Annotated in this window: 23 protein-coding genes, 1 tRNA gene and 1 pseudogene; 10 read left to right on the top strand and 15 right to left on the bottom strand. The window is 59.8% G+C overall.

Annotated elements, in window-relative coordinates; all coding sequences use genetic code 11:
• Nucleotides 1–303 precede the first annotated feature (303 nt).
• A complete protein-coding gene (locus tag AAEZ05_RS23760; RefSeq protein WP_045057909.1) occupies nucleotides 304–606 on the top strand; it encodes a hypothetical protein in 303 nt (100 codons plus the stop codon).
• 291 nt (nucleotides 607–897) lie between these two features.
• Nucleotides 898–1110 (top strand): cold-shock protein, encoded by a 213-nt coding sequence (locus tag AAEZ05_RS23755; RefSeq protein ID WP_003179963.1) that lies wholly within the window; start codon nucleotides 898–900, stop codon nucleotides 1108–1110.
• A 72-nt stretch (nucleotides 1111–1182) separates the two neighbouring features.
• Here the strand turns inward: AAEZ05_RS23755 and AAEZ05_RS23750 are convergent, their stop codons facing one another.
• A complete protein-coding gene (locus AAEZ05_RS23750; protein WP_045057910.1) occupies nucleotides 1183–1503 on the bottom strand; it encodes an I78 family peptidase inhibitor in 321 nt (106 codons plus the stop codon).
• A gap of 166 nt (nucleotides 1504–1669) precedes the next feature.
• A complete protein-coding gene (locus AAEZ05_RS23745) occupies nucleotides 1670–1975 on the bottom strand; it encodes a hypothetical protein (RefSeq protein ID WP_045057961.1) in 306 nt (101 codons plus the stop codon).
• Nucleotides 1976–2108: 133 nt separating this feature from the next.
• Between AAEZ05_RS23745 and AAEZ05_RS23740 the strand changes: the two genes are divergently transcribed.
• Nucleotides 2109–2321, top strand: coding sequence for a hypothetical protein (locus AAEZ05_RS23740; RefSeq protein WP_045057911.1), 213 nt, complete (start codon nucleotides 2109–2111; stop codon nucleotides 2319–2321).
• A 37-nt stretch (nucleotides 2322–2358) separates the two neighbouring features.
• On the opposite strand, the gene AAEZ05_RS23735 is transcribed toward AAEZ05_RS23740, so the two are convergent.
• From AAEZ05_RS23735 to AAEZ05_RS23700, 8 genes are all read right to left on the bottom strand, one after another.
• Nucleotides 2359–3387, bottom strand: coding sequence for a nucleoside hydrolase (locus AAEZ05_RS23735; protein ID WP_045057912.1), 1029 nt, complete (start codon nucleotides 3385–3387; stop codon nucleotides 2359–2361).
• A gap of 41 nt (nucleotides 3388–3428) precedes the next feature.
• Nucleotides 3429–3833, bottom strand: coding sequence for a D-ribose pyranase (gene rbsD / locus AAEZ05_RS23730; protein ID WP_045057913.1), 405 nt, complete (start codon nucleotides 3831–3833; stop codon nucleotides 3429–3431).
• Entirely contained in the window at nucleotides 3830–4747 is a 918-nt protein-coding gene (rbsK, locus tag AAEZ05_RS23725) for a ribokinase (protein WP_350649175.1), read from the bottom strand. Before rbsK ends, rbsD begins: the two co-directional genes overlap by 4 nt.
• Nucleotides 4748–4793: 46 nt before the next feature.
• Complete coding sequence (locus AAEZ05_RS23720) at nucleotides 4794–5807, bottom strand: LacI family DNA-binding transcriptional regulator (protein WP_045057915.1); 1014 nt, start codon at nucleotides 5805–5807, stop codon at nucleotides 4794–4796.
• A gap of 3 nt (nucleotides 5808–5810) precedes the next feature.
• The gene (locus AAEZ05_RS23715) at nucleotides 5811–6788 is read right to left on the bottom strand and encodes an ABC transporter permease (RefSeq protein WP_205893187.1); all 978 of its coding nucleotides are present in this window, start codon (nucleotides 6786–6788) and stop codon (nucleotides 5811–5813) included.
• Nucleotides 6785–8338: a sugar ABC transporter ATP-binding protein gene (locus AAEZ05_RS23710; protein ID WP_350649172.1), complete on the bottom strand. Its 1554-nt coding sequence runs from the start codon at nucleotides 8336–8338 to the stop codon at nucleotides 6785–6787. Before AAEZ05_RS23710 ends, AAEZ05_RS23715 begins: the two co-directional genes overlap by 4 nt.
• Nucleotides 8339–8394: 56 nt before the next feature.
• A complete protein-coding gene (locus tag AAEZ05_RS23705; RefSeq protein ID WP_122838297.1) occupies nucleotides 8395–9351 on the bottom strand; it encodes a sugar ABC transporter substrate-binding protein in 957 nt (318 codons plus the stop codon).
• A 176-nt stretch (nucleotides 9352–9527) separates the two neighbouring features.
• Entirely contained in the window at nucleotides 9528–9965 is a 438-nt protein-coding gene (locus AAEZ05_RS23700; RefSeq protein ID WP_350649170.1) for a hypothetical protein, read from the bottom strand.
• 353 nt (nucleotides 9966–10318) lie between these two features.
• Between AAEZ05_RS23700 and AAEZ05_RS23695 the strand changes: the two genes are divergently transcribed.
• The 3 genes from AAEZ05_RS23695 to AAEZ05_RS23685 all read left to right on the top strand — a co-directional run bounded on the left by AAEZ05_RS23695 (nucleotide 10319) and on the right by AAEZ05_RS23685 (nucleotide 12544).
• Complete coding sequence (locus AAEZ05_RS23695; protein WP_045057920.1) at nucleotides 10319–11413, top strand: asparaginase; 1095 nt, start codon at nucleotides 10319–10321, stop codon at nucleotides 11411–11413.
• 167 nt (nucleotides 11414–11580) lie between these two features.
• Nucleotides 11581–11850, top strand: coding sequence for a DUF1654 domain-containing protein (locus AAEZ05_RS23690; protein WP_502947791.1), 270 nt, complete (start codon nucleotides 11581–11583; stop codon nucleotides 11848–11850).
• Nucleotides 11851–11854: 4 nt separating this feature from the next.
• Complete coding sequence (locus AAEZ05_RS23685) at nucleotides 11855–12544, top strand: endonuclease (RefSeq protein ID WP_350649166.1); 690 nt, start codon at nucleotides 11855–11857, stop codon at nucleotides 12542–12544.
• Between the two features lie 143 nt (nucleotides 12545–12687).
• Here the strand turns inward: AAEZ05_RS23685 and AAEZ05_RS23680 are convergent, their stop codons facing one another.
• Nucleotides 12688–13053 (bottom strand): SPOR domain-containing protein, encoded by a 366-nt coding sequence (locus AAEZ05_RS23680; protein WP_205893190.1) that lies wholly within the window; start codon nucleotides 13051–13053, stop codon nucleotides 12688–12690.
• Nucleotides 13054–13303: 250 nt separating this feature from the next.
• Between AAEZ05_RS23680 and csrA the strand changes: the two genes are divergently transcribed.
• Nucleotides 13304–13495, top strand: a complete 192-nt coding sequence (gene csrA, locus AAEZ05_RS23675) for a carbon storage regulator CsrA (RefSeq protein ID WP_045057924.1) — start codon at nucleotides 13304–13306, stop codon at nucleotides 13493–13495.
• 85 nt (nucleotides 13496–13580) lie between these two features.
• Here csrA and AAEZ05_RS23670 read toward each other — a convergent pair.
• Together AAEZ05_RS23670 and AAEZ05_RS23665 are read right to left on the bottom strand one after the other, a co-directional pair.
• Nucleotides 13581–13812, bottom strand: a pseudogene (locus AAEZ05_RS23670) (DUF2214 family protein); the annotation flags it as partial.
• Between the two features lie 33 nt (nucleotides 13813–13845).
• Entirely contained in the window at nucleotides 13846–14472 is a 627-nt protein-coding gene (locus AAEZ05_RS23665) for a biliverdin-producing heme oxygenase (RefSeq protein ID WP_350649164.1), read from the bottom strand.
• 302 nt (nucleotides 14473–14774) lie between these two features.
• On the opposite strand from AAEZ05_RS23665, the gene AAEZ05_RS23660 reads away from it, so the two are divergent.
• The 3 genes from AAEZ05_RS23660 to AAEZ05_RS23650 are packed head-to-tail and all read left to right on the top strand — an operon-like array spanning nucleotide 14775 to nucleotide 19925.
• A complete protein-coding gene (locus tag AAEZ05_RS23660; RefSeq protein ID WP_350649162.1) occupies nucleotides 14775–17036 on the top strand; it encodes an ATP-binding protein in 2262 nt (753 codons plus the stop codon).
• A 15-nt stretch (nucleotides 17037–17051) separates the two neighbouring features.
• A complete protein-coding gene (locus AAEZ05_RS23655; RefSeq protein ID WP_045057926.1) occupies nucleotides 17052–17513 on the top strand; it encodes a response regulator in 462 nt (153 codons plus the stop codon).
• Nucleotides 17514–17543: 30 nt separating this feature from the next.
• On the top strand, nucleotides 17544–19925 hold the full coding sequence (locus AAEZ05_RS23650; protein ID WP_350649160.1) for a response regulator: 2382 nt from the start codon (nucleotides 17544–17546) through the stop codon (nucleotides 19923–19925).
• 370 nt (nucleotides 19926–20295) lie between these two features.
• On the opposite strand, the gene AAEZ05_RS23645 is transcribed toward AAEZ05_RS23650, so the two are convergent.
• The gene (locus AAEZ05_RS23645) at nucleotides 20296–20757 is read right to left on the bottom strand and encodes a hypothetical protein (protein ID WP_045057928.1); all 462 of its coding nucleotides are present in this window, start codon (nucleotides 20755–20757) and stop codon (nucleotides 20296–20298) included.
• 243 nt (nucleotides 20758–21000) lie between these two features.
• Nucleotides 21001–21077 (bottom strand) — tRNA-Val (locus AAEZ05_RS23640).
• Between the last annotated feature and the right edge of the window lie 73 nt (nucleotides 21078–21150).

Raw genomic sequence — 21150 nt, 5'->3', positions numbered from 1 at the left:
TCCAGGCCATTCAATGACGAACGCCTGCCTTACAGCGGCAGGAGCCTTGCGGCCAACCGGAAACCGAACCAGAGTGACTGGGATTCAAATCAGGGTTATTCGGGCCTGTGCCGCCACCGGGACTGAAGGTCATCCGGAGCCTGCTAAACGCCCGAGCGAGGCATGCTAGCACAGATGAACGGTCGTCGACGCCATGCAGCGCGCCGCTAGGGCAAATCAGGGCTTTTTATGCCAGAGTGCTGAACTTGAACCGGGTTTTACCCCTCAGATAACAAGACATTGACCCACAAGGAGCATCCCAGCATGCGTCTGAATCGTTTATTCGCCATCGTCGCCCCCGTCGTCCTGCTGCTGCCACTGGCCGCCCACGCGGACTGGCCGAAGGGCGAGCGCGAGAAATACATGGCTCAGTGCACCCAGGCGGCCACGCCGCAGATCGGCGCAGCTGCTGCCAAGTCCCACTGCGCCTGTGGCGCCGATGCGATCAAGTCGTACCCGGCCAGCGACATCCAGGCATTGATGGACAACAAGGCCAGTGACGCGCTGAAACAGAAAGCGCTGACCAAGATCGCCTCCTGCAAAGCCGATCCGAAGGCGAAAAAATAAGCCCATCGGAGCTCCTTTTCAGCCTGGACGAGCGCCTAAAAGCCCCTGAAAACCGCCTTTTACTACAAATTTTTCAGGTTTTTACGGTTTTTTTATCGTCTTTACTTTCGGCTGAAAGCCTTTTAAATCGGGGCTTTCAGCCAATATGAGCAGCAAAGCAAGCGTGACGGCAAGGCAAACAGCACCTGCGGGGGGCTCCCAAAGCGAACATTTCGACTATGATACCCCGGTGTGCCCAGTTGGCCTGAGCAGCACAGTACTGAAAAAATATATGTTTCTTGGAGATACACCATGTCTAATCGCCAAACCGGCACCGTTAAGTGGTTCAACGATGAAAAAGGCTTCGGCTTCATCACTCCTCAAGGTGGCGGTGACGACCTGTTCGTACACTTCAAAGCTATCGAAAGCGACGGTTTCAAAAGCCTGAAAGAAGGCCAGACCGTTTCCTTCGTGGCTGAGAAAGGCCAAAAGGGTATGCAAGCTGCACAGGTTCGCCCAGAGTAAGTTTCTGGCGCACTAAAAAAACCCCGTCCATGTGACGGGGTTTTTTATGCGTGCAACAAAAGCCGGACGCTGTCAGCCGCAGTTGACGCGGGTGACCACTCGAGCCGCATCGGTATTGAGGTTCAGGCGGTCGGAGCGATATTCCAGGGTGACCATGTCATCGGGCATCAGGAACCGGGCATTCTGCGCGCCTGCGCGAGTGCGGGCCTGCTCCAGCAATTCAGATGAAGCCTTCCTGCCGATGGCGAATTCGGCAGCCTTCGCTTCACAGCGGCTGTGACCCGTATCGGTCGACGCTACAGGGTTTGTTGCCGACTCGGAGGACGTACTGCTGCAGCCAGCCAGCAACGTGGCGGCCAACAAAGTACCCAATGACGCGAGCTTCCAAGGCATGAAGCCTCCTCTTTTCAATAGTTAAGCTGAGATCGTGCGACCGCCATTCTGGTGATTGGTTTCACCGTGGCTGATAGCACCCTGCCCCCAGACAGGATAATTGCCAAGTTTGCCTGAGCACCAGCAGGCTGATCATTGTTCAATCGTGACTGAATATGAACAAGCCTCAGTAGACGTCGATGTAGTCGAACGGCGGGTTCGGCCAGTTCTCTTTCAGCGCGTTGTAGATCTGCATCACCCACACCTCATCGCTGGCGGCGACGCGCCCGACATAACCGGAACCCTTGGCCCAGGTCTCCAGGCGAAACAGCAGGTCGCCGATGTCGGTACCGCCGACAACACCTGAGGATATATAGGCAATGCCGGCTTTAGTCACCCGCAACTGGGTGTGCTCATCGTCACTGGCTGAGGCCAGCAAATGGCGAACGGCATCCAGGGTCAAGCCGTCGGGCGTGTTCAAATCAATCTGCACGGGGTGGTCCTTGGACATTGTTCGAAGACCAAGTGTCGCATAGCCCTCCCCTCATGCCTAAGTCGGAGTGCCAAACGTCGCGCAAAATGGTTAACTTCGCAGACAGACTTCTACCCATTCACGAGCGCTATTCATGACCACCGTAAGTATCGATGCCGACATCAAAGCCAAGTGGCCGCAGGGCCACAGCTCCTACAGCCCCGGCAGCCCTGAAGAATTGGCAATCATCGGCATAGATCTTCTGGTCAAGGAACTGGGAACCGAAGCGGCCCAGTCGTTCATCACCCAGGTATTTGAGAAGTACCCGGTGAACTACATGGGCGCCGCGTACACGGCGGCCAAGTAACTCCCGCAGGCTGGCACCTGCGGGAAGCGACTGCTGCTTACTTCAAACGCGCCAGACGCTGGGTCAGCAGGTCAAAGAAACCCTGGGCGTCGCCGTTTTCAACCCAGAACGCGTTTTTCGGCGCCTTCAGGCCGTCGTACCAGTCGACGATGGTCTGGCCGAAGGTCGGGCCTTCGCGGCTGTCGACCACCACATTGACCGCACGACCGCTGAACAGCTCGGGTTTGAGCAGGTAGGCGATCACGGTGGCGTCATGCACCGGGCCACCGGTCATGCCGTAGTGTTCCATGTCACCCTTGACGTATTCATTCAGAATATCGCCCACCAGCTTGCTGGCATTGTTGTTCAGGGCAGCGATCTGCTTCAGGCGCGATTCGCTGGTGAGGATCTTGTGGGTCACATCCAGTGGCAAATAAGTCAGCTTCACACCGCTCTTGAGCACCACTTCTGCCGCCTGGGGATCGGCGAACAGGTTGAACTCGGCCACTGGGGTGATGTTGCCACCGTTGAAGTGCGCGCCGCCCATGATCACTACTTCCTTGATGCCCTGGACGATCTCGGGCTCCTGGATCAATGCCAGCGCCAGGTTGGTCTGTGGGCCGAGCATGGCGATCGTGATGCTGTGGGGCTTGGCGGCTTTCAAGGTGTCGATCAGGTAGTTGACCGCGTTGCCCTCGGCCAGGCCTGCTTTCGGTTCGTGCACGGTGACACCCGACAGGCCTTCCTTGCCATGGATGTTCTCGGCGTAGATCGGCGTGCGCATCATCGGCCGGGCTGCACCGGCGTACACCGGCACCTCCTCGCGCCCTGCCCACTCGCGTGCCAGGCGGGCATTGCGCGAAGTCTTGTCCAGGCGCACGTTGCCGGCCACGGTGGTCAGCGCACGAATGTTCAATTCTTCAGGGGAAGCCAGGGCAAACAGCAAGGCAACCACGTCGTCGGCACCGGGGTCGGTGTCGATGATCAGGTCGATCTTTTCCGCCGCCTGGGCGCCTGTTGCAGTAATCAAGGACAAAAGCAGCAAACTCCGGATCAGTTGGTGCAGTTTCTGAGCATAGCGGTGCATGGCGCACTCCTTGTGCGTGAGGAAACAGTGATGTCGAATGTCTAGAAGGTCACTCCGGCGATCAGCACGATGTTGCAGTACGGCTGGCACTCGCCCGTACGAACCACCGCCCGCGCCTGCCGGCTGAGCACCTTGAACTGGTCGTGGCTGAGCAGCTCGCGCCGGCCCAGTTCGCCGGCGGCATCAAGCTCGTCCAGAGTGGCCAGCGCCGTCGGTTGTTTATCGAGAATCTCCTGGGCCAGCACGTGGCTTTCAACCTGCATCTCGCTGAGCACCACCTTGAGGGTGCTGATGAAATCCGGCACGCCATGGGTCAGGGCCAGGTCGATCAGCTCGACGCCGGCGGGCACCGGCAGGCCGGCATCGCCGATCACCACCATGTCGCCATGCCCCAGGGAGGCGATCAACCGCGACAAGGCGACGTTGAGCAAAGGAGTCTTTTTCATGATGGTTTGAACGCCTGCACGTCGGACAAGGTGGGAATCGAAGGTTGCGCGCCGGCACGGGTCACCGACAGCGCCGCAGCCACCTGGCCAAAACGGATCGCTGCGGCTTCGTCCTGACCATTGGCCAGGGCCGCCGCGAAGCCGCCGACGAAGGTGTCGCCGGCTGCCGTGGTATCAATCGCCTTCACGACCGGTGCCGGGAAATGCTCCAGGCGGCTGCCACTGGCGAACAGTGAACCTTGGGCTCCCAGGGTAATGATGACTTTGCCGGAGCCCAGGGCGATCAACCGGGCGGCAGCTACCTTGGCGGAGTCCAGGGAATCCACGGGCACACCGCTCAGGGCCGTGGCCTCGCTTTCATTGGGGATCAGGTAATCGATGTTGGCGTACCAGTCTGCCGGCAGCGGACGACTGGCCGGCGCCGGATTGAGGATCACGGTCTTGCCCAGCTCACGGGCACGATTGAGCGCATGACCGACCGACGCATCGGGTATTTCCAGCTGGCAGATGATCACATCGGCCGCCTGCAATACCGCATCGAAGCAGCCGATGACTGCCGGGGTCAGCGCACCGTTGGCCCCGGCGACAATCACGATGGCGTTCTGGCTGTTGTCGTCAACCACGATCAAGGCCACACCGCTGGAGCCTTCGACGGTGCTGACCGCCTGGCAGTCGATCTGCTCGGCCACCAGTGCGTCGCGCAGCTCCCTGCCGTAAGCGTCGTTGCCGACACAACCGACCATGGACACCTGGGCGCCCAGCCGGGCGGCGGCGACGGCCTGATTGGCGCCCTTGCCACCGGAAACCGTGGCGAACGATTGGCCGATCAGGGTTTCTCCGCCACGGGGCAGCCGTGGCGCCCTGGTGACCAGGTCCATGTTCAGGCTGCCTATTACCGCTACTTTTGCTGGCATTCGTCACTACTCGTCAATTGTGTTTCAGTGATGCGGTTGGTTAGCGCTACTCGACAAAGACTCCCGCCAATGGCGCTGTCGATTCTCGCAGGACAATACTGGGGGTCACGATCCGCTGATCGGTAGCCATGGCCGGGCTGGCGATCCGGCGCAGCAGCACTTCCGCTGCCATTTCGCCCAGTTGCAGGATCGACTGGCCGACGGTGGTCAGTGCCGGGTACACGTAACGACTCATCTGGATGTCGTCAAAGCCGATCACCGACAGCTCGCTCGGTACGCGAATGTTGCGCTCGGCAGCGGCGCGCAGTACGCCGATGCCAATCATGTCGTTGCCGGCGAAAATGGCGCTGGGCGGATTGTTTTCCAGCAACAGCGCCGCCGCAGCGTAACCGCCGGTGCTGGTAAAATCGCTTTCCAGCATGCGCTCGCCCGGCACTTCAATGCCGGCCTCGCTCAAGGCCCTACAGAAACCGGCCAGGCGCATCTGCGCCACGCTGGTACTCGCCGGGCCGCCAATCGTGGCGATGTCCCGATGCCCGAGTTCCAGCAGGTGCCGGGTGGCCAGGTAGGCGCCGTACTCGTGATCGATGCGCACCATGTCGGCGTTCACGCCTTCCAGGCCACGGTCGACGATCACCATCGGCGTGCGCACGGCGGCAAGACCTTGCGCCAGCCCGGCATCACCGCCGGCCGAAGCCACGATCAGGCCGTCGATGCGTTTTTCCAGAAGCACCCGCAGGTAGCTGCGCTGCTTGTCCGGGTTATCGTCGGAGTTGCACAGGATCACGCAGTAGCCATTACGCTCGCAGTAATCCTCAATCCCCCGCGCCAGCTCGGCGAAGTACGGGTTGAGGCTGTTGGGCACCAGCAAGCCGATGGTTGCCGTGGTCTTGGCCTTGAGCGACCGCGCCACCGCGCTCGGCACATAGTCGAGGGTCTTGATGGCGGCCTCGACCTTGATCCGTACCTCTTCGCTGACCGGACGGCTCTTGTTCACCACGTGGGACACCGTGGTGTAGGAGATTCCCGCCAGTGCAGCGACATCCTTGATGGTTGCCATGACTCAGGTCCGCCGGCTTGCGCGCTGACTGCGATAAGTATCGAGCACCACCGCAATCACGATGACCGCACCGGTGATGATGCGTTTGGTTGGCTCGGTGGCGCCAATCTGCGCCAGGCCGGCCGCCAGCACGGAAATGATCAACACGCCAAAGAAGGTACTGATCACCGAACCCCGGCCGCCCATCAGGCTGGTCCCGCCGATCACCACCGCCGCGATCACCTGCAGCTCAAGGCCGGAACCGGCATTCGGGTCCGCCGCTTCCAGGCGCGAGATCTGGAACAGCGCGGCAATCCCGGCCAGCAACCCCATCAGGCTGAACACCAGTATCTTGTACGGCTTGGGATTGATCCCGGCCAGGCGTACGGCTTCTTCGTTGGTGCCGATGCCAATCAGGTAACGACCGAACACGGTGCGGGTCAGCACGGCTTGGGCGATGATAATGATCAGCAAGGCGATGATGAACGAGGGCGAGATGCCGAAGGCGATCGGGTTGGACAGCCAGGCAAAGGCGTCGCCGATGTAGGCGGTGCGCGAACCGGTCATCTGATACGCCACGCCCCGTGCCATCTCCAGCACGCCCAGGGACACGATGAACGACGGGATGCGCCAGGCTACCGTGATCGAGCCGGTAATGGTCCCGGCCAGTGCGGCAATGGCCATGCCGAGCAAGGCCGCCGGCAATACGCTCCAGCCCCAGCCGAGGATCGCCACGCTGACTGCCGATGCGGCCAGCGCCAGCACCGAGCCCACCGACAGGTCGATGCCGCCGATGATCAACACGAACGTCATGCCGACCGCCAGCACCATCAGGTCGGGGATCTGGTTGGCCAGGGTGCTGAAGGTGTCATAGGACAGGAAGTGGCTGCTGAGCACCGAGAACAGCGCGATCATTGCCAACAGGGCACCGGCCAGGCCCAGGTAAGTACCGAGGCCATAGAAGTTGCCACTTCGCTTGCCAACAGGCGTTGCAGTTTTCATTGAAGGTCCCTAGGCGCTGCTTCATTGAGCAACGCATCACGTTTTTGGTAGCCGGCAAAGGCGGCAGCAAGCAAATCATCCTGGGTCCAGGAATCGCGTTCGAACGTGTCGATCAGGCGCCCGGCGGACAGCACGCCGATGCGGTCGCAGATCAGCATCAATTCGCGCAGGTCGCTGGAAACCACCACCAGCGCCTTGCCCTGACGGGTCAATTCTCCCAGCAAGGCATAGATGTCGAACTTGGCGCCGACGTCGATGCCCCGGGTTGGCTCGTCGAACAGCATCACTGAGCAATCGCGCTCGAGCCAGCGGCCGATCACGACCTTCTGCTGGTTGCCCCCGGACAATTGCGACACCAGTTGCGTGGGGCTGGAGCTGCGGATACGCATCGCGTCGATCTGGCGCTGGGCCAGAGACATCTCGTCGCCGTTGTTGACGAAGCCGCCGCGGGAAATCACCGGCATGTTGCCCAGGGCGATGTTCGCGCTGATCGACTGGGTCAGCAGCAGGCCTTCGCCCTTGCGGTCCTCGGTGATCAGCGCAATGCCATGACCGACCGCGTCGGCCGGCGAACGGATACTCACCACCTGCGCCGGCGAACCCAGGGCCACCGTGCCGCTGTCGGCAATATCGGCGCCGAAGATCAGCCGCAGCAGTTCGGTGCGCCCTGCCCCGATCAGCCCGGAAATGCCGTAGATTTCGCCAGCGCGCACTTCAAAGGACACGTCGCGAACCTTGTCGGAACGGGTCAGGCCGCGGACCGTCAACGCCGGTGCGCCGACTTTGCGCGGGCCCATGTCCATGTGTTCGCCCAGCTCGCGCCCGACCATCAACGTGACCAGTTGCTCGCTGTTGTAGTTGGCCATGGGCTCAACGCACACCAGGTTGCCGTCGCGCAGCACCGCGATGCGCTGGGCCACACGGGCCAGCTCTTCGAGTCGGTGCGAGATATAGATGATCGACACGCCGCGTGCCTGCAGGCGTGTGATCTGCTCGAAGAGCATTTCGACTTCCCGGGCCGTGAGCATGGCCGTCGGTTCGTCGAGGATCAGCACGTGGCAGTCGCCGATCAGGTTGCGCGCGATCTCGACCATTTGCTGGTGGCCGATGCCGAGCTCGCCGACCAGGGTGTCCGGGTCGATCGCGTCGAGCCCGACCTGCGCCATGGCCTCGATCGCGGCCTTGCGTAATTGCTTGCGACTGATCCAGCCACCGGTGCTCGGCAGCTTGTGCAGGAACAGGTTTTCCGCCACCGACAGGGTCGGCAGCAGATTGAGTTCCTGCATCACCATGCGGATGCCCCGTTCTTCGGCCTGGGTGCGGCTGCCGGGACGGTAATCCTGGCCCTGGAACTGCATCTGCCCGGTAGTCGGCGTCACCAGCCCGCCGATGATTTTCGACAGCGTGCTTTTACCCGCGCCGTTTTCACCGGTCAGCGCTAGCACTTCGCCGCGCATCAGCGTCAGGTCGATGCCGGTGAGGACAGGCTGGGCGTAGGTCTTGCCGATACCGCTGACCGAAAGGACAGCGTTCACAGCGGAAACTGACATAAAAACTCTCCATGCGCTCGCTCACCAGGAGCGAGCACCTTGCGTCACCAGAAGGACTACTTGGTCACCAGCTCGACCGGGGTTTCGATCACGCCATTGGCGCCGCTGTCGACTTTCTCGCCCTTGATGATCTTCAAAGCAGTCTCGATGCCGAACACCGCCTGCTTGGCGGCAAACTGGTCAGCGGTGGCCAGGACGCGACCGTCCTTGAGCATTGGCTGGATGGCGTTGATGTTGTCGTAACCCACCACCTGGACCTTGCCCGCCTTGCCCGCAGCACGCACCGCAGACACCGCGCCAACGGCCATGCTGTCGTTACCGGCCAGCAGCGCCTTGACCTGCGGATACTCGCTGAGAATCGAAGCGGCTACCTTGTTGCCCTTGTCGATTTCCCAGTCGCCGGACTGCAGTGACACCACCTTGATTTGCGCTGCCTCCATTGCATCCTTGAAGCCTGCGGTGCGGGCCTGGGCGTTGGTAGTAGTGGACACGCCTTCGATGATGCCGACTTCGTCACCGGCCTTTAGCTGCTTGGCCAGGTACTCACCGACCAGGCGTGCGCCTTTGCGGTTGTCCGGCCCGACGAAGGGCACGCTGATGTTCTTGCTCTTGACCACGGCCGGGTCCAGCTGGTTATCGATGTTGATCACGGTGATACCGGCATCGATGGCTTTCTTGATCACCGGCACCATGGCCTTGGAATCCGACGGCGCGATCACCAGGGCATTGACCTTGGCCAGGATCATTTGCTCGACGATACGGGTTTGCCCAGCGGTGTCGGTTTCGTCCTTGATGCCGTTGGAGATCAGGTCGAAATCGGCGGAGTGTTCTTTCTGGTAAGCCTTGGCGCCGTCTTCCATGGTGAGGAAGAATTCGTTGGCCAGGGATTTCATGACCAGCGCGACTTTAGGTTTTTCCGGGGTTTCGGCGAAGGCCGAGGAGATGGGCAATGCGGCGGATGCGGCAGCCAGCATGGCGACAGCGAGAAGGCGTCCAGCGAATGGCAGCTTCATGGGTTCACTCCGATCTTATGATTATTCTGAGCAACGCTTGCGCTGGCGTAGGCTATACAGCGTTCTGTAGGAACAGGCTATCAGAACACTGCGCAAACGTTTGCGAAGACCGAACTATGCGAACCCTGCAAAGATTTGTCAACGCCCGGCAATGCTGATCGCATAAAGGACATAAGTCAGACCGAGGTGCTGACCATACTGCCACTGGTCGAACCCTCAGTCAGCGCCTTGGCCAGCGCGCCCGCCACCTGGGCGATTGCCCCTGCGGTGTCGGCAATGCGCTGCTGAACCGCCATGACCGCGGTCGCCTTGGCTTCTTCGTTGGCAAATTTGGTGGCCTCGGTCGCTGCCAGTTGCTGCTGTTGTTCGCGCAACTGTTGCTGCAGTTGCTTCATGCGCTTGAGCAACATCTGCACCGTAACACTTTGGCTGCTGCTACTGCTCTCGGCTTTTGCGTCTTGCTGGGCAGGCGCCACGCTCAAGGGTTTTTTATCGCCCTCTTCCGGGGTCGCAGCCTGCGCGGTGGCTTCGGCTGTTGTTTTAACAGCGGCGTCCGCAGGCTTGTTGCCAATATTGATCACACGCGCATTCGACAAAGCGACGGTCAACGACATTTCCAATCCCTCTTGAACGATCCATTACAGGGGCATCGACCGGGACTGCGGTTTCTTTAGGGGGGCGAGCAGCAATTGAGCACCTGAACGCGCATTTCAACAGCATGTGCAGGGACTTTCGGTAGACCGAACAAAAAAACCGTCACTGTTCGGAAGCCCGGACGAACTGGTTACGGACGCCTGCGCTCATGACACAAATATTTGTTACATATCATTAGCTTACAAATAGTTTCGTTACACATTACAGCTGGTATGGATCCTGCTCTCTCACTCCCACCCCGGCATTCAGGTGTGCCGGGGCCATTTGGAAGACCTGCAATCAGCACCGTCTCACCACAAGAGAGAAAAAAATAATGACATCTGCTCTTAAGTCCTTCGTTCCGGGCACTTTGGCCCTGCTCCTCCTCCTGCCTACCGCGCTCCAGGCTAAAGAAGCCCAGACCCAGACCGAACAGAAACTGGCCAACGTGGTGATCCTCGCCACCGGCGGCACCATCGCCGGCGCAGGCGCCAGCGCAGCCAACAGTGCCACCTACCAGGCGGCGAAAGTCGGCATCGAGCAATTGATCGCCGGCGTTCCGGAACTGAGCCAGTTGGCGAATGTGCGTGGCGAACAAGTGATGCAAATCGCCTCGGAAAGCATCACTAACGACAACCTCCTGCAACTGGGCCGCCGCGTGGCGGAACTGGCCGACAGCAGCGACGTCGACGGCATCGTCATCACCCATGGCACCGACACCCTGGAAGAAACCGCTTACTTCCTCAACCTGGTGGAAAAAACCGATAAGCCGATTATCGTCGTCGGCTCCATGCGCCCGGGCACCGCGATGTCCGCTGATGGCATGCTCAACCTGTACAACGCTGTGGCTGTCGCCAGCAGCAAGGACGCACGAGGCAAAGGCGTGCTGGTGACCATGAACGACGAGATCCAGTCGGGTCGTGACGTCAGCAAAATGATCAACATCAAGACTGAAGCGTTCAAGAGCGCCTGGGGTCCGCTGGGCATGGTAGTCGAAGGCAAATCCTATTGGTTCCGCCTGCCGGCCAAGCGTCACACCATGGATTCGGAATTCGACATCAAGGACATCAAGAGCCTGCCCGCCGTTGAAATCGCCTATTCCTACGGCAATGTCAGCGACACCGCGTACAAGGCCCTGGCGCAATCTGGCGCCAAAGCCATCATCCACGCCGGTACCGGCAATGGCTCGGTGTCTTCGCGCGTGGTTCCAGCCCTGCAGGCGCTGCGCAAGGACGGCGTGCAAATCATCCGTTCTTCCCACGTCAATGCCGGCGGTTTCGTATTGCGTAATGCCGAACAACCGGATGACAAGAACGACTGGGTGGTGGCCCACGACCTGAACCCGCAGAAAGCCCGCATCCTGGCCATGGTTGCGCTGACCAAGACCAATGACAGCAAAGAACTGCAGCGGATGTTCTGGGAGTATTGATCCCTCCTCGCCCGACCGATTCCGGTCGGGCAGCCCTGACTTCTCCTGAAGGGGTCAGGGGCCTGATAAAAAACCTGCCCCCTTCCTACACCAAAAAGCGAAAACCGCTGTCAGAGGAATTTCTTGAATTTTAAGCAGTTGCGATAATTCCTACAGTTTAATACTGTATGCACGTACAGCTTAATAAGGATAATTCCGTGACCACCGCCTCCTCCGCTCCCGATTCCTACGCACGCATGGGCATGCGCGTTCAGAAAATCATCAATTCCCCCACCGCGCAGAAAGCCAAAGCCGCGCTGATCTTCCGCCTGCCCGACGAACCCGTGAACGAGTGGGAGCAGTTGCTCGAAGAAATCGACGAAAACGATAACGTCACCCTCGCCTACCGCGACGATGGCGGCGTGCAGATTTTTTGGGTTGTGCCGAAGGAAGACTGAGTCGATGAGTGTCCGTTGTTTAGCTTTACTGATGCTGTTCTGCGCCATGGGCGCCCAGGCAGCAGCCCCGCGAACCTTTTCCGAAGCCAAGAAAGTCGCTTGGAAACTCTACGCACCGCAGTCGACCGAGTTCTATTGCGGCTGCAAGTACACGGGCAACAAGGTCAACCTGTCCGCCTGTGGTTACGTGCCGCGCAAGAATGCCAAGCGCGCCGCGCGCATCGAGTGGGAGCATATCGTGCCGGCCTGGCAGATTGGTCATCAGCGCCAGTGCTGGCAGGAAGGTGGGCGCAAGAACTGCACCCGATACGACGCGGTGTACCAGAAGGCGGAAGCCGACCTGCACAACCTGGTGCCGAGCATCGGCGAAGTGAACGGCGACCGCAGCAACTTCAGTTTCGGCTGGCTGCCGGTGCAATCGAGGCAATACGGCTCGTGCCTGACCCAGGTCGACTTCAAGGCGAAGAAAGTCATGCCGCGCCCGTCTATTCGCGGAATGATCGCACGCACTTACTTCTACATGAGCAAACAGTACGGGTTGCGCCTGTCCAAGCAGGATCGGCAGCTCTACGAAGCCTGGAACAAGACCTACCCGGTACAGGCCTGGGAAAGCCAGCGCAACCAGACGGTGGCGTGTGTGATGGGACGCGGCAATGAGTTCGTCGGCCCGGTCGACCTCAAAGCCTGCGGCTGATTGAACACCGAACTTTGTAGGAGCGAGCTCGCTCGCGAAGAACGTCAACGATAACGCGTGAAGCCTGGAAAACGCGGTGCCCGTTGGTTCTTCGTCGGAACGCCGCCTGCGGCAAGCTCGCCCCTGCAAAGTGCATGGGAGTCTTACTGACTCAGCGGACGCTCGATCACCAGCAATTCGATATTCTGTTTTTTCGCCCGCACCAGCGCGGCCTGCACCTCGGCTTGCTTGGCCTTGGCCTCAGCCTCGGAACCATAGGGGCCCATCAGGATACGCGTCTTGCCGTTTTCCCTGACCACGCTGGAAACAAAACTGTGCTCGATCAACCAGCCGCTCAGGTCGCTGACGGCCTGGGTGATCTCGCCCCGAACTTCCAGATCCCACTGTGGCGCGGCAGCTGCGGCGGGCGACGTGGCGACTGTCGGCTTCGGCGGTGGCACGTCGCCGCGCTTGCCTTGATCGCACCCTGCCAACGCCAGTATTGCCACTACCCAGACCCATTTGCGCACGAGTTGTCCCTCTAAATGCTTAAAGCAGGCATTTTAGCATTCATGAATAGTTCTTTAGGGCCGAAAAATCGAGATAAAACAACGAGAATGATGGGTGCGGCCTCTGTATAGTTACGCCTTGGGAATTAATGCTGCATCTGCGCGTCAGAAAGAGGCACCCAAATTGTGAGACTTCGCACTAATCTATACGTACCACCGACCTCTGCACTGTTCGAATCAGGTGCCCTACAAAGCAATCAAGGAGAAGACCATGCTGATACTCACCCGCAAAGTCGGTGAAAGCATAAACATTGGTGATGACATTACGATCACCATCCTCGGCGTCAGCGGCCAACAAGTCAGGATTGGTATCAATGCCCCAAAGGACGTCGCGGTTCATCGCGAAGAGATCTACCAGCGCATTCAGGCTGGCCTGACCGCACCGGACAAGCCACAGAACTGATCTTGCGACACCCAGTAGCCAGCCCGTTCGCCCCTGAGCTTCGGCTGGCTAGAATTCCAGTGCAACGCACCTGAACCAAAGCTGGCTAAGCAAAGGTCACCCCTCGCGCCATACCTGTGGCCACCACCATCAGCAATACCGGCATCGCCTCCACATGACTGATCCGTGCGAACAGCTTTGCACGCCCAGCGTCTACCGCCCCTTCCCCGTGCAATTCGCCATTTGATCAGCGTGATCATCGGCGCCAGTTCCAATAGCAGGATCAGCACGAAGAGCGTCATCTTCAGGTGAAACAACGGCTGGTGGAAATAGTCGGTCTGTCAGTAGTCGTTCCTCGAGGCCAAGCGTGCTTACTCCCCGGCGGGTAACAATACCGAGGCGCTGTCCAACCAGCTTTCGAAGCAGGCGAAGGTATGACGGGCTGCCGTCACTGCGCGGTCACGTGCGGGTGCCTCAAGGGTTGCAGCACCCAGGTGGCCGATGAACTCCCGCCAACGGCGTCCGGTCGCGGCGCCATAGACTTCGAGGAATGCCGCCCCCGTGCTGGCGTCGAGACCCAGCCGGGTCGCGATCTCGCGGCGCAGGATCTGACCACCTAAGGTGGCTCCTTCCAATACATACAGGACTCCCAGACAGTCTGCCCTGGATGTGATGGCGGGGAGCGCGGCGCACTGCGGCAGGTCGGCAATCGCGCTTTCAGTCAGCCCCAGCGCCAGTAAATCGAAGCACAGGGTCGGGGTTTTCAGTCTGTCCGCCAGACCGAATTCGCTGAGGATTTCGGCATGCTCCAGCAGGCGTCGCTCCAGGGGCTTATAAAAACCGCAGTAGGCCTGGATGATTCGCCGGTAGTGTGCAAGGTCCAGCGCCGGGGAAAAGAACGGCAGGCGTTTCTCAAGGGCGATGTGCAGCGTCCCGGTCCCGGAGCGTAAATCCTGGAGCAATGGGCACACGGCAGCACGACCAACAACTGAATTCATGGAGATAAGCCCTGGATTTGGGGCCTGATGCGGCCACAGGTAAAACGATTAACCTCCACTTAAGGGTACACGTCTGGAGTGCTGCGCGTAAAAGCCCCGTTTGGCAAAAATGGCACGCGCGCACCCAGGCGAACAAACGCGCAGGCGGCTGGTCGTAATCTTTACATGAGGACAGCCCGCCGCCACTGCTGGCCGGTTTTTTTTGCTAATGTATCGTGCACTTTTTAAAGCGAATGGATTTGGCGACCTAAAGCTCAGCCAGGTAAACGCCAACCGCTTTTAACGCCTTAAAGGGGAACATTTTGACCACAACCGCAATCGCTGCCGAGCTCCAGGCCGCTATCGACAACTGCGCCCGCGAACCCATAAGGACCCCGGGCAGCATTCAGCCCCAAGGGTTTCTGCTGGTGATCGACGAAGCCAGCATGACGGTGGTGCAAGTCAGCGAGAACGCGACTGACTGGATCGAAATAGCCCCTTCGCAACTGCTGGGCATGCACCTGGATGACCTGGTAAAGAGCGGTTCGGCCTTCGTCGATCAGTTGAGCGACCTGGAAGAGGAACAGCTGCAAGCGTTTCATGTCGGCGACACCACGCTGCTCCAAGGTGACCGGGCCGGTCAGTTGTTCGCGATGATGCTGCATCGTAACGACGGCGTGCTGATTGCCGAGTTCGAGCCCGCCAGTGATGCCTCCAGCGCCCATGGCCGGCTGTACCCGCTGATTCGTTCGTTCATCAGCCAGATGCGTGAAGACGAAAGCGTCGATGAATTGTGCCTGCGCTCCGTCGGGTTCATCAAGCGCATCACCGGCTATGGCCGGGTGAACGCGTACCGGTTCGATAAGGAAGGCAATGGCGTGGTCAACGCCGAACTGGCTGACGAGGGTTACGACAGATACCTGGGGCTATGCTTTCCGGCGTCCGATATTCCGCAGCAAGCCCGCGAACTCTACTGTTCCAACCGCATTCGCATCATCGCTGACGTCAACTACGTACCCTCGCCGATCATCCCCCCGCATAATCGCGCCACCGGTCAGCCGCTGGACTTGAGCTTTGCCACGCTGCGCAGCGTTTCACCGGTGCACCTGCATTACATGCGCAACATGGGCACCGGTGCCTCTATGTCCATTTCCATTGTCAAGGATGGCCAACTGTGGGGGCTGATTTCCTGCCACAACCATGCGCCACGGGATGTGAGTTTCCAGACCCGAACCGCTTGTGAACTGCTGGGCCGGGTGTTGTCGCTGCAGGTCGAGACCAAGGGCGCCCACCTGCGCAGCCAGAAAATGCTCAGCCTGAGAAAGCAGATCGTGCAGATGCTCGGGGCCATGGCCGATCACGACAGCGTGCTCAACGGCCTGAAATCCTTGCCCGACGTGTTCCTGGGTTTCGTCGGCGCCAGCGGCGCGGCAGTAGTGTCCGATACCGAGTGCGACCTGTATGGCCTCACCCCACCGCAAAACCAGATACAGTCTCTCGCCACCTGGCTGAACAATCGCCAGGGCTCGGACGTATTTCAAAGCGACAATGTCGGCCGCGACATCCCGAACCTGCCTGGCCTCGCCAAATCCATTGGTGGTGTGCTGGCGGTATCGATTTCCGAAGTCCACTCCAACTACATCCTGTGGTTCAAGCCCGAGCAGACCCATGTGGTGCACTGGGCGGGCAAGCCGGAGAAAGTGGTGGATGTCAGCGGCTCACTCTCGCCGCGCCAGAGTTTTGCCAAGTGGCACGAGACAGTAGAGGGCTACTCCACGCCCTGGGACGAAACCGAGATCGAAGGCGTCGCCGAGTTGCGCCTCGCGGTGCTGGGCATCGTCCTGCGCAAGGCTGAAGAGCTGGCGCAGATGACCACCGAATTGAAACGTTCCAACAAAGAGCTCGAGGCGTTCTCCTACAGCGTCTCCCATGACCTGCGCGCCCCGCTTCGGCATATCGCCGGTTACGCCGAGCTGCTCACGGACATGGAACAGGACAACCTGACCGAGCGCGGCCAACGCTTCCTCGGCACCATTGGGGAGTCGGCAAAATTTGCCGGGACACTGGTCGACAACCTGCTGAGTTTCTCGCAGATGGGCCGCTCGGCCATGCGCCTTTCCGAAGTCAATCTCGCCGCGATGATCGAGTCGATCAAGCGGGAAATGGAGCCGGAATACCAAGGCCGGACGATTGAATGGGAGACCGGCGAGCTGCCGATCATCGTCGCCGACCCCGCGTTCCTGCACCTGGCCATGCGTAACCTGGTCGCCAATGCCATCAAGTACACCCGCAACGAAGAAGTCGCCATGATTGAAATCACGGCGGCTGAGACCGCCGACACCGTGACTGTAAGCATCAGGGATAACGGAGTGGGCTTCGACATGCAGTACGCCGGCAAACTGTTCGGCGTATTCCAGCGCTTGCACCGCATGGATGAGTTCGAGGGAACCGGTATCGGCCTGGCAAACGTCAGGCGGATCGTTGAGCGCCACGGCGGAACCGTCAAGGCCGAGGGTGTCCTCGACCAGGGCGCCACGTTCTCGATGACCCTTCCAAAAAAACACCTGAGCCCAGTCGCTCGATGACACAGAGAAACCGCCATGCTTAAACCGATCCTGCTAGTAGAAGACGATCCCAACGACCTCGAGCTGACACTGGTCGCACTTGAGCGCAGCCAGCTAGCCAACGACGTAGTCGTCGTCAGGGATGGCGCCGAGGCGCTGGACTACCTGTTCCGCCGCAACGCCCACTCCGAACGTGCCGACGGCAACCCGGCGGTGCTGCTGCTGGACCTGAAATTGCCGAAAGTCGATGGCCTGCAAGTGTTGGAGGCGATTCGCTCGGCTGAAGAGCTGCGCAGCATCCCGGTGGTCATGCTGACTTCCTCCCGGGAAGAGCCGGACCTGTCGCGCGCCTACCAGTTGGGCGTCAACGCCTATGTGGTCAAGCCCGTGGAATTCAAGGAGTTCGTGGGCGCCATTTCCGACCTGGGTATTTTCTGGGCGGTGCTGAACGAACCGCCACCGGGCTCTGTCAGAACCGTGCGCCGCTCTAATTCCTGATCATTCGATGAACATGCACAGCTGAACTACATGCCACTGAACAAGCTGAAAATCCTCCTCATCGAAGACAGTCCTCACGACGCCGAGTTGACTGTATTGACCCTGGAGGCAAGTGGTATCGAGGTCGATTCGACCCTGGTTCACAACCATAAAGGGGCGAAACAGGCCCTCGACCACGGCAGCTACGATGTAGTGTTGTGCGACTACCTGCTGCCGGGGTCTTCCGGCGCAGATGTGCTGCAGATCGCACAGCAAATCGCCCCACAGACCCCATTCATCTTTCTCTCCGGCATGTTCGGTGAACACCAGGCCGTGGAGATGATTCGCCTGGGGGCGGTGGATTACGTCCTCAAGCAAAACCTCAAGATGCTGCCCAAGGCCGTGCGCCGTGCCGTTTCGGAAGTGCGCGAGCGCAAGCAGCGGCTGGTGGCGGAAGCCGCCTTGCAGGAGGTCGAGGCCCGTGCGCGGCTGGCGATTGAGGCGGCAGAGATGGGCGTGTGGGAGCTTGAACCCAGCACCGGCCGGTTGCTCTGGGACGAGCGCTGCAAAGCGCTGTACGAGCTGCCGCCGACTGCGTCGATTGACCTGGCTTATCTGCTGAACCGCTGCCACCCCGACGACCGCTTGCTGGTTGAAGGCAAAGTCCTGGAAGCCATGACCGCCCAGGCGGATTATCAGGTCGAGTACCGGGTCATCCTGCAGGGCGGCCGCCAGCGCTGGATTTTTTCCAATGGCCGCTCGGTGTTCGAGAACGGTCAATGCGTGCGATTCACCGGGGTCATGCAAGACATCAGCGAACGCAAACGCGCGACCGAAGAGCTGGTGGAGCTCAATGAGGCACTCGGGCAGCGGGTCGAGCAGCGCACTCGCGAACGCGACCGCACCTGGGAACTGTCCCGGGAGCTGCTGGCCGTGTTGCGCCTGGACATGACCCCCATTGCGTTCAACCCGGCCTGGAAAGCCGCGCTGGGCTGGTCGCATGAACAGATCAGCCAGATGCGCTTGTGGGAACTGATTCACCCCGAGGACCTCGAGGCGACCGTACGCGAAACTAAAAGCATCGCGCGCGGAAACGTCTCCACCCGCTTCGTCAATCGCATGCGCCACTTGTGCGGCGACTATCGCTGGCTGTCCTGGACCATCGTGCCGGAAAACGGACTGATGTATGCCGCCGTTCGCGACATCACCGAAGAGCGCGCTGTCGTCGACGAACTGGCCGCGGCCAACCAGCGGCTGCGCGACCAGATCCAGGAACGCGAGCGGGTTGAGGCCGCACTGCAACAGATGCAGCGCCTGGAGGTCGTCGGGCAACTCACCGCTGGCGTTGCGCACGATTTCAACAACTTACTGACGGTGATCCTGACCAGCACCGCTTTTGCCATCCGCGACGTCGAGAAAGGCACGCTGGACAAGACCACCCGCCGCCTGCAAAACGTCATCGAGGCCGGCGAGCGTGGCGCCCGGCTGACCGCACAACTGCTCTCGTTCTCGCGCCGGCAACGCCTGGAACCGGTGGTTCTGAGCCTCAACGACACCATTCGCGGCATGGGCAGCCTGTTGGCGCGGGCACTGGGCGGCAGCATCTGGATCAAGAGCGAATTGTGCCCCGAGCTGTGGCACGCCATGGGCGACCCAACCCAGACGGAAATGATCATCCTCAACCTCGCCATCAATGCCCGGGATGCCATGGCAATGGGAGGCACGCTGTGCTTTTCGACCTTTAACGCCGAAATCACCGAGCCTGCGGTTCGCCCTGAAAACCCTGAGCCAGGCCGCTACGCAGTCCTGTCCATCCAGGACTCGGGCAGCGGTATGAGCGATGACACCTTGCTCAAGGCCTTCGAACCGTTCTTTACCACCAAGGAAGTCGGCAAGGGCTCGGGCCTTGGCCTGGCGCAGGTGTTCGGTTTTGCCAAGCAGTCCGGCGGCGGCGTGAGAATCGAGACACAACTGGGTGTGGGCACCAAAGTCATGGTGTACCTGCCCAGCGTGGAAAAAACCGCTGCAGCTGCGGTAGAAGCTCAGCCGGACGTGGCGCATCAAGCCGTGGTGGAGGGGCGCACCGTACTGCTGGTCGACGATGACCCCGCAGTCCGCGCGGTCACCGTGCAGATGCTCGAATCACTGGGCTACAGCGTTGAAGAGGCGAAGGACGGGATACAGGCCCTGGAAAAGCTCGGACCTGGGATTGACGTGGTAGTAACCGACTTCGCGATGCCTGGCATGACTGGCGGCGAGCTGGCGCAACTGATCAGGGAACGCACCCCCGAAGTGCCCGTACTGTTCGTCACCGGCTACGCGGACGTGGACGTACTGGGGCTGGAAGCTTCAGCCGTGGTGCAGAAGCCATTCAGTGGGCGGGAGCTGCGGGACAAGCTGCACCAGGCGTTGAGCAAGGCCCGAATCGACTGAGGCGTGTCGCCCTTTCGTCGCCCACGCCTCTGAGGATACCGAAATGGTCTGCTCGGACAGCCTCAATGTGCAGAAGTTCAACTAGCCTGAGTCTACGTCCCGCCAAGAGGAGTGGTAACGATGATCCTGCGCATGGTGGTTTCAGATTGGGTTTGCCTCGTATTCGCGGGCGCCTGCGGTTTGGCATTGATTTCCATGGTGTTCTGGTGGGATCAATGGCTGGCCCTGATTCTCAATTAACCGAGACTTCCACCCCATACCCTCGGCCCCCACCCAGGTCGCCATCGACGTCGCCTGTACCGGCACCAGAACATCTATCCCACGCGGGTGATAAATAGATTTGTGGCCTTAGGGGTATGCCGGGTCTGTCTTAAGATAAATCTGGCTCTGGGCAGGCCTGGTCGAAACAATCTTTAAGCCGACGAACCGCCGAGAGCTGTTTTTCCTTCTCGTCAGCGCTCAGTGACCGTTCGCAATATTCCCGACTGAGAAAAATAATGACGTCATTACCGTCAGGGTTGTCGGAATAACCAGGGTGATTTGATATCTCTGCCAGCAACGCTTCCGAGACTGGAGCGACATGAAAATGGACGTTGAAACCAGGCGAGAACCCTAGCTTATAGAACACTACTTTGTAGGGTGCGTAGGCCCTTGTCAGCAGAAGCTCTACCGCTTTCATTACCGGACCTAAAGACGCCAGGGCTTCATGACTCAGACCGCCGAGCCCTGATGCCGTCTCTTCTGATGAAATAATCAAATAGCCGTCGTAACGGGCATCTCTTCGATGAGTCACCGTCCAGTGGGTATTATTGAAAACTCTCAGCTCGTCCATATAGCTCCCACCCTCTCGTCAGGTGCAGTCGGGTTGACTAGTCGCCCCCCATCTTTTCAGCTAATTGCCCGCGGTCGGTTTAAGGCCGTCTGCGCTACCATCGGCAACCCACTGTCTGAAGGTGGGCGCCGAACTGGTGTTCTGAGGCGGGACTTTTACAAAAGTTTTGCAAATCCCAGGCAACAAAAAAAGGCCCACCTTTCGGTGAGCCTTTCTAGACCGCCCAGCAGAGCGGATTTTGTTTGGTAGGCGCGATTGGACTCGAACCAACGACCCCCACCATGTCAAGGTGGTGCTCTAACCAACTGAGCTACGTGCCTGCTGTGAGGCGGCATTCTACGGAATTCCGGAGGGGTGTCAACACCTTTTTTCGCGCTAACCCTATGAATATGC

Origin of the sequence: Pseudomonas sp. HY13-MNA-CIBAN-0226 (assembly GCF_040310305.1) — a bacterium.
GTDB lineage: Bacteria > Pseudomonadota > Gammaproteobacteria > Pseudomonadales > Pseudomonadaceae > Aquipseudomonas > Aquipseudomonas gregormendelii.
Note: the sequence above shows the minus strand (reverse complement) of the source record. Positions and strands in the feature narration are given on the sequence as shown.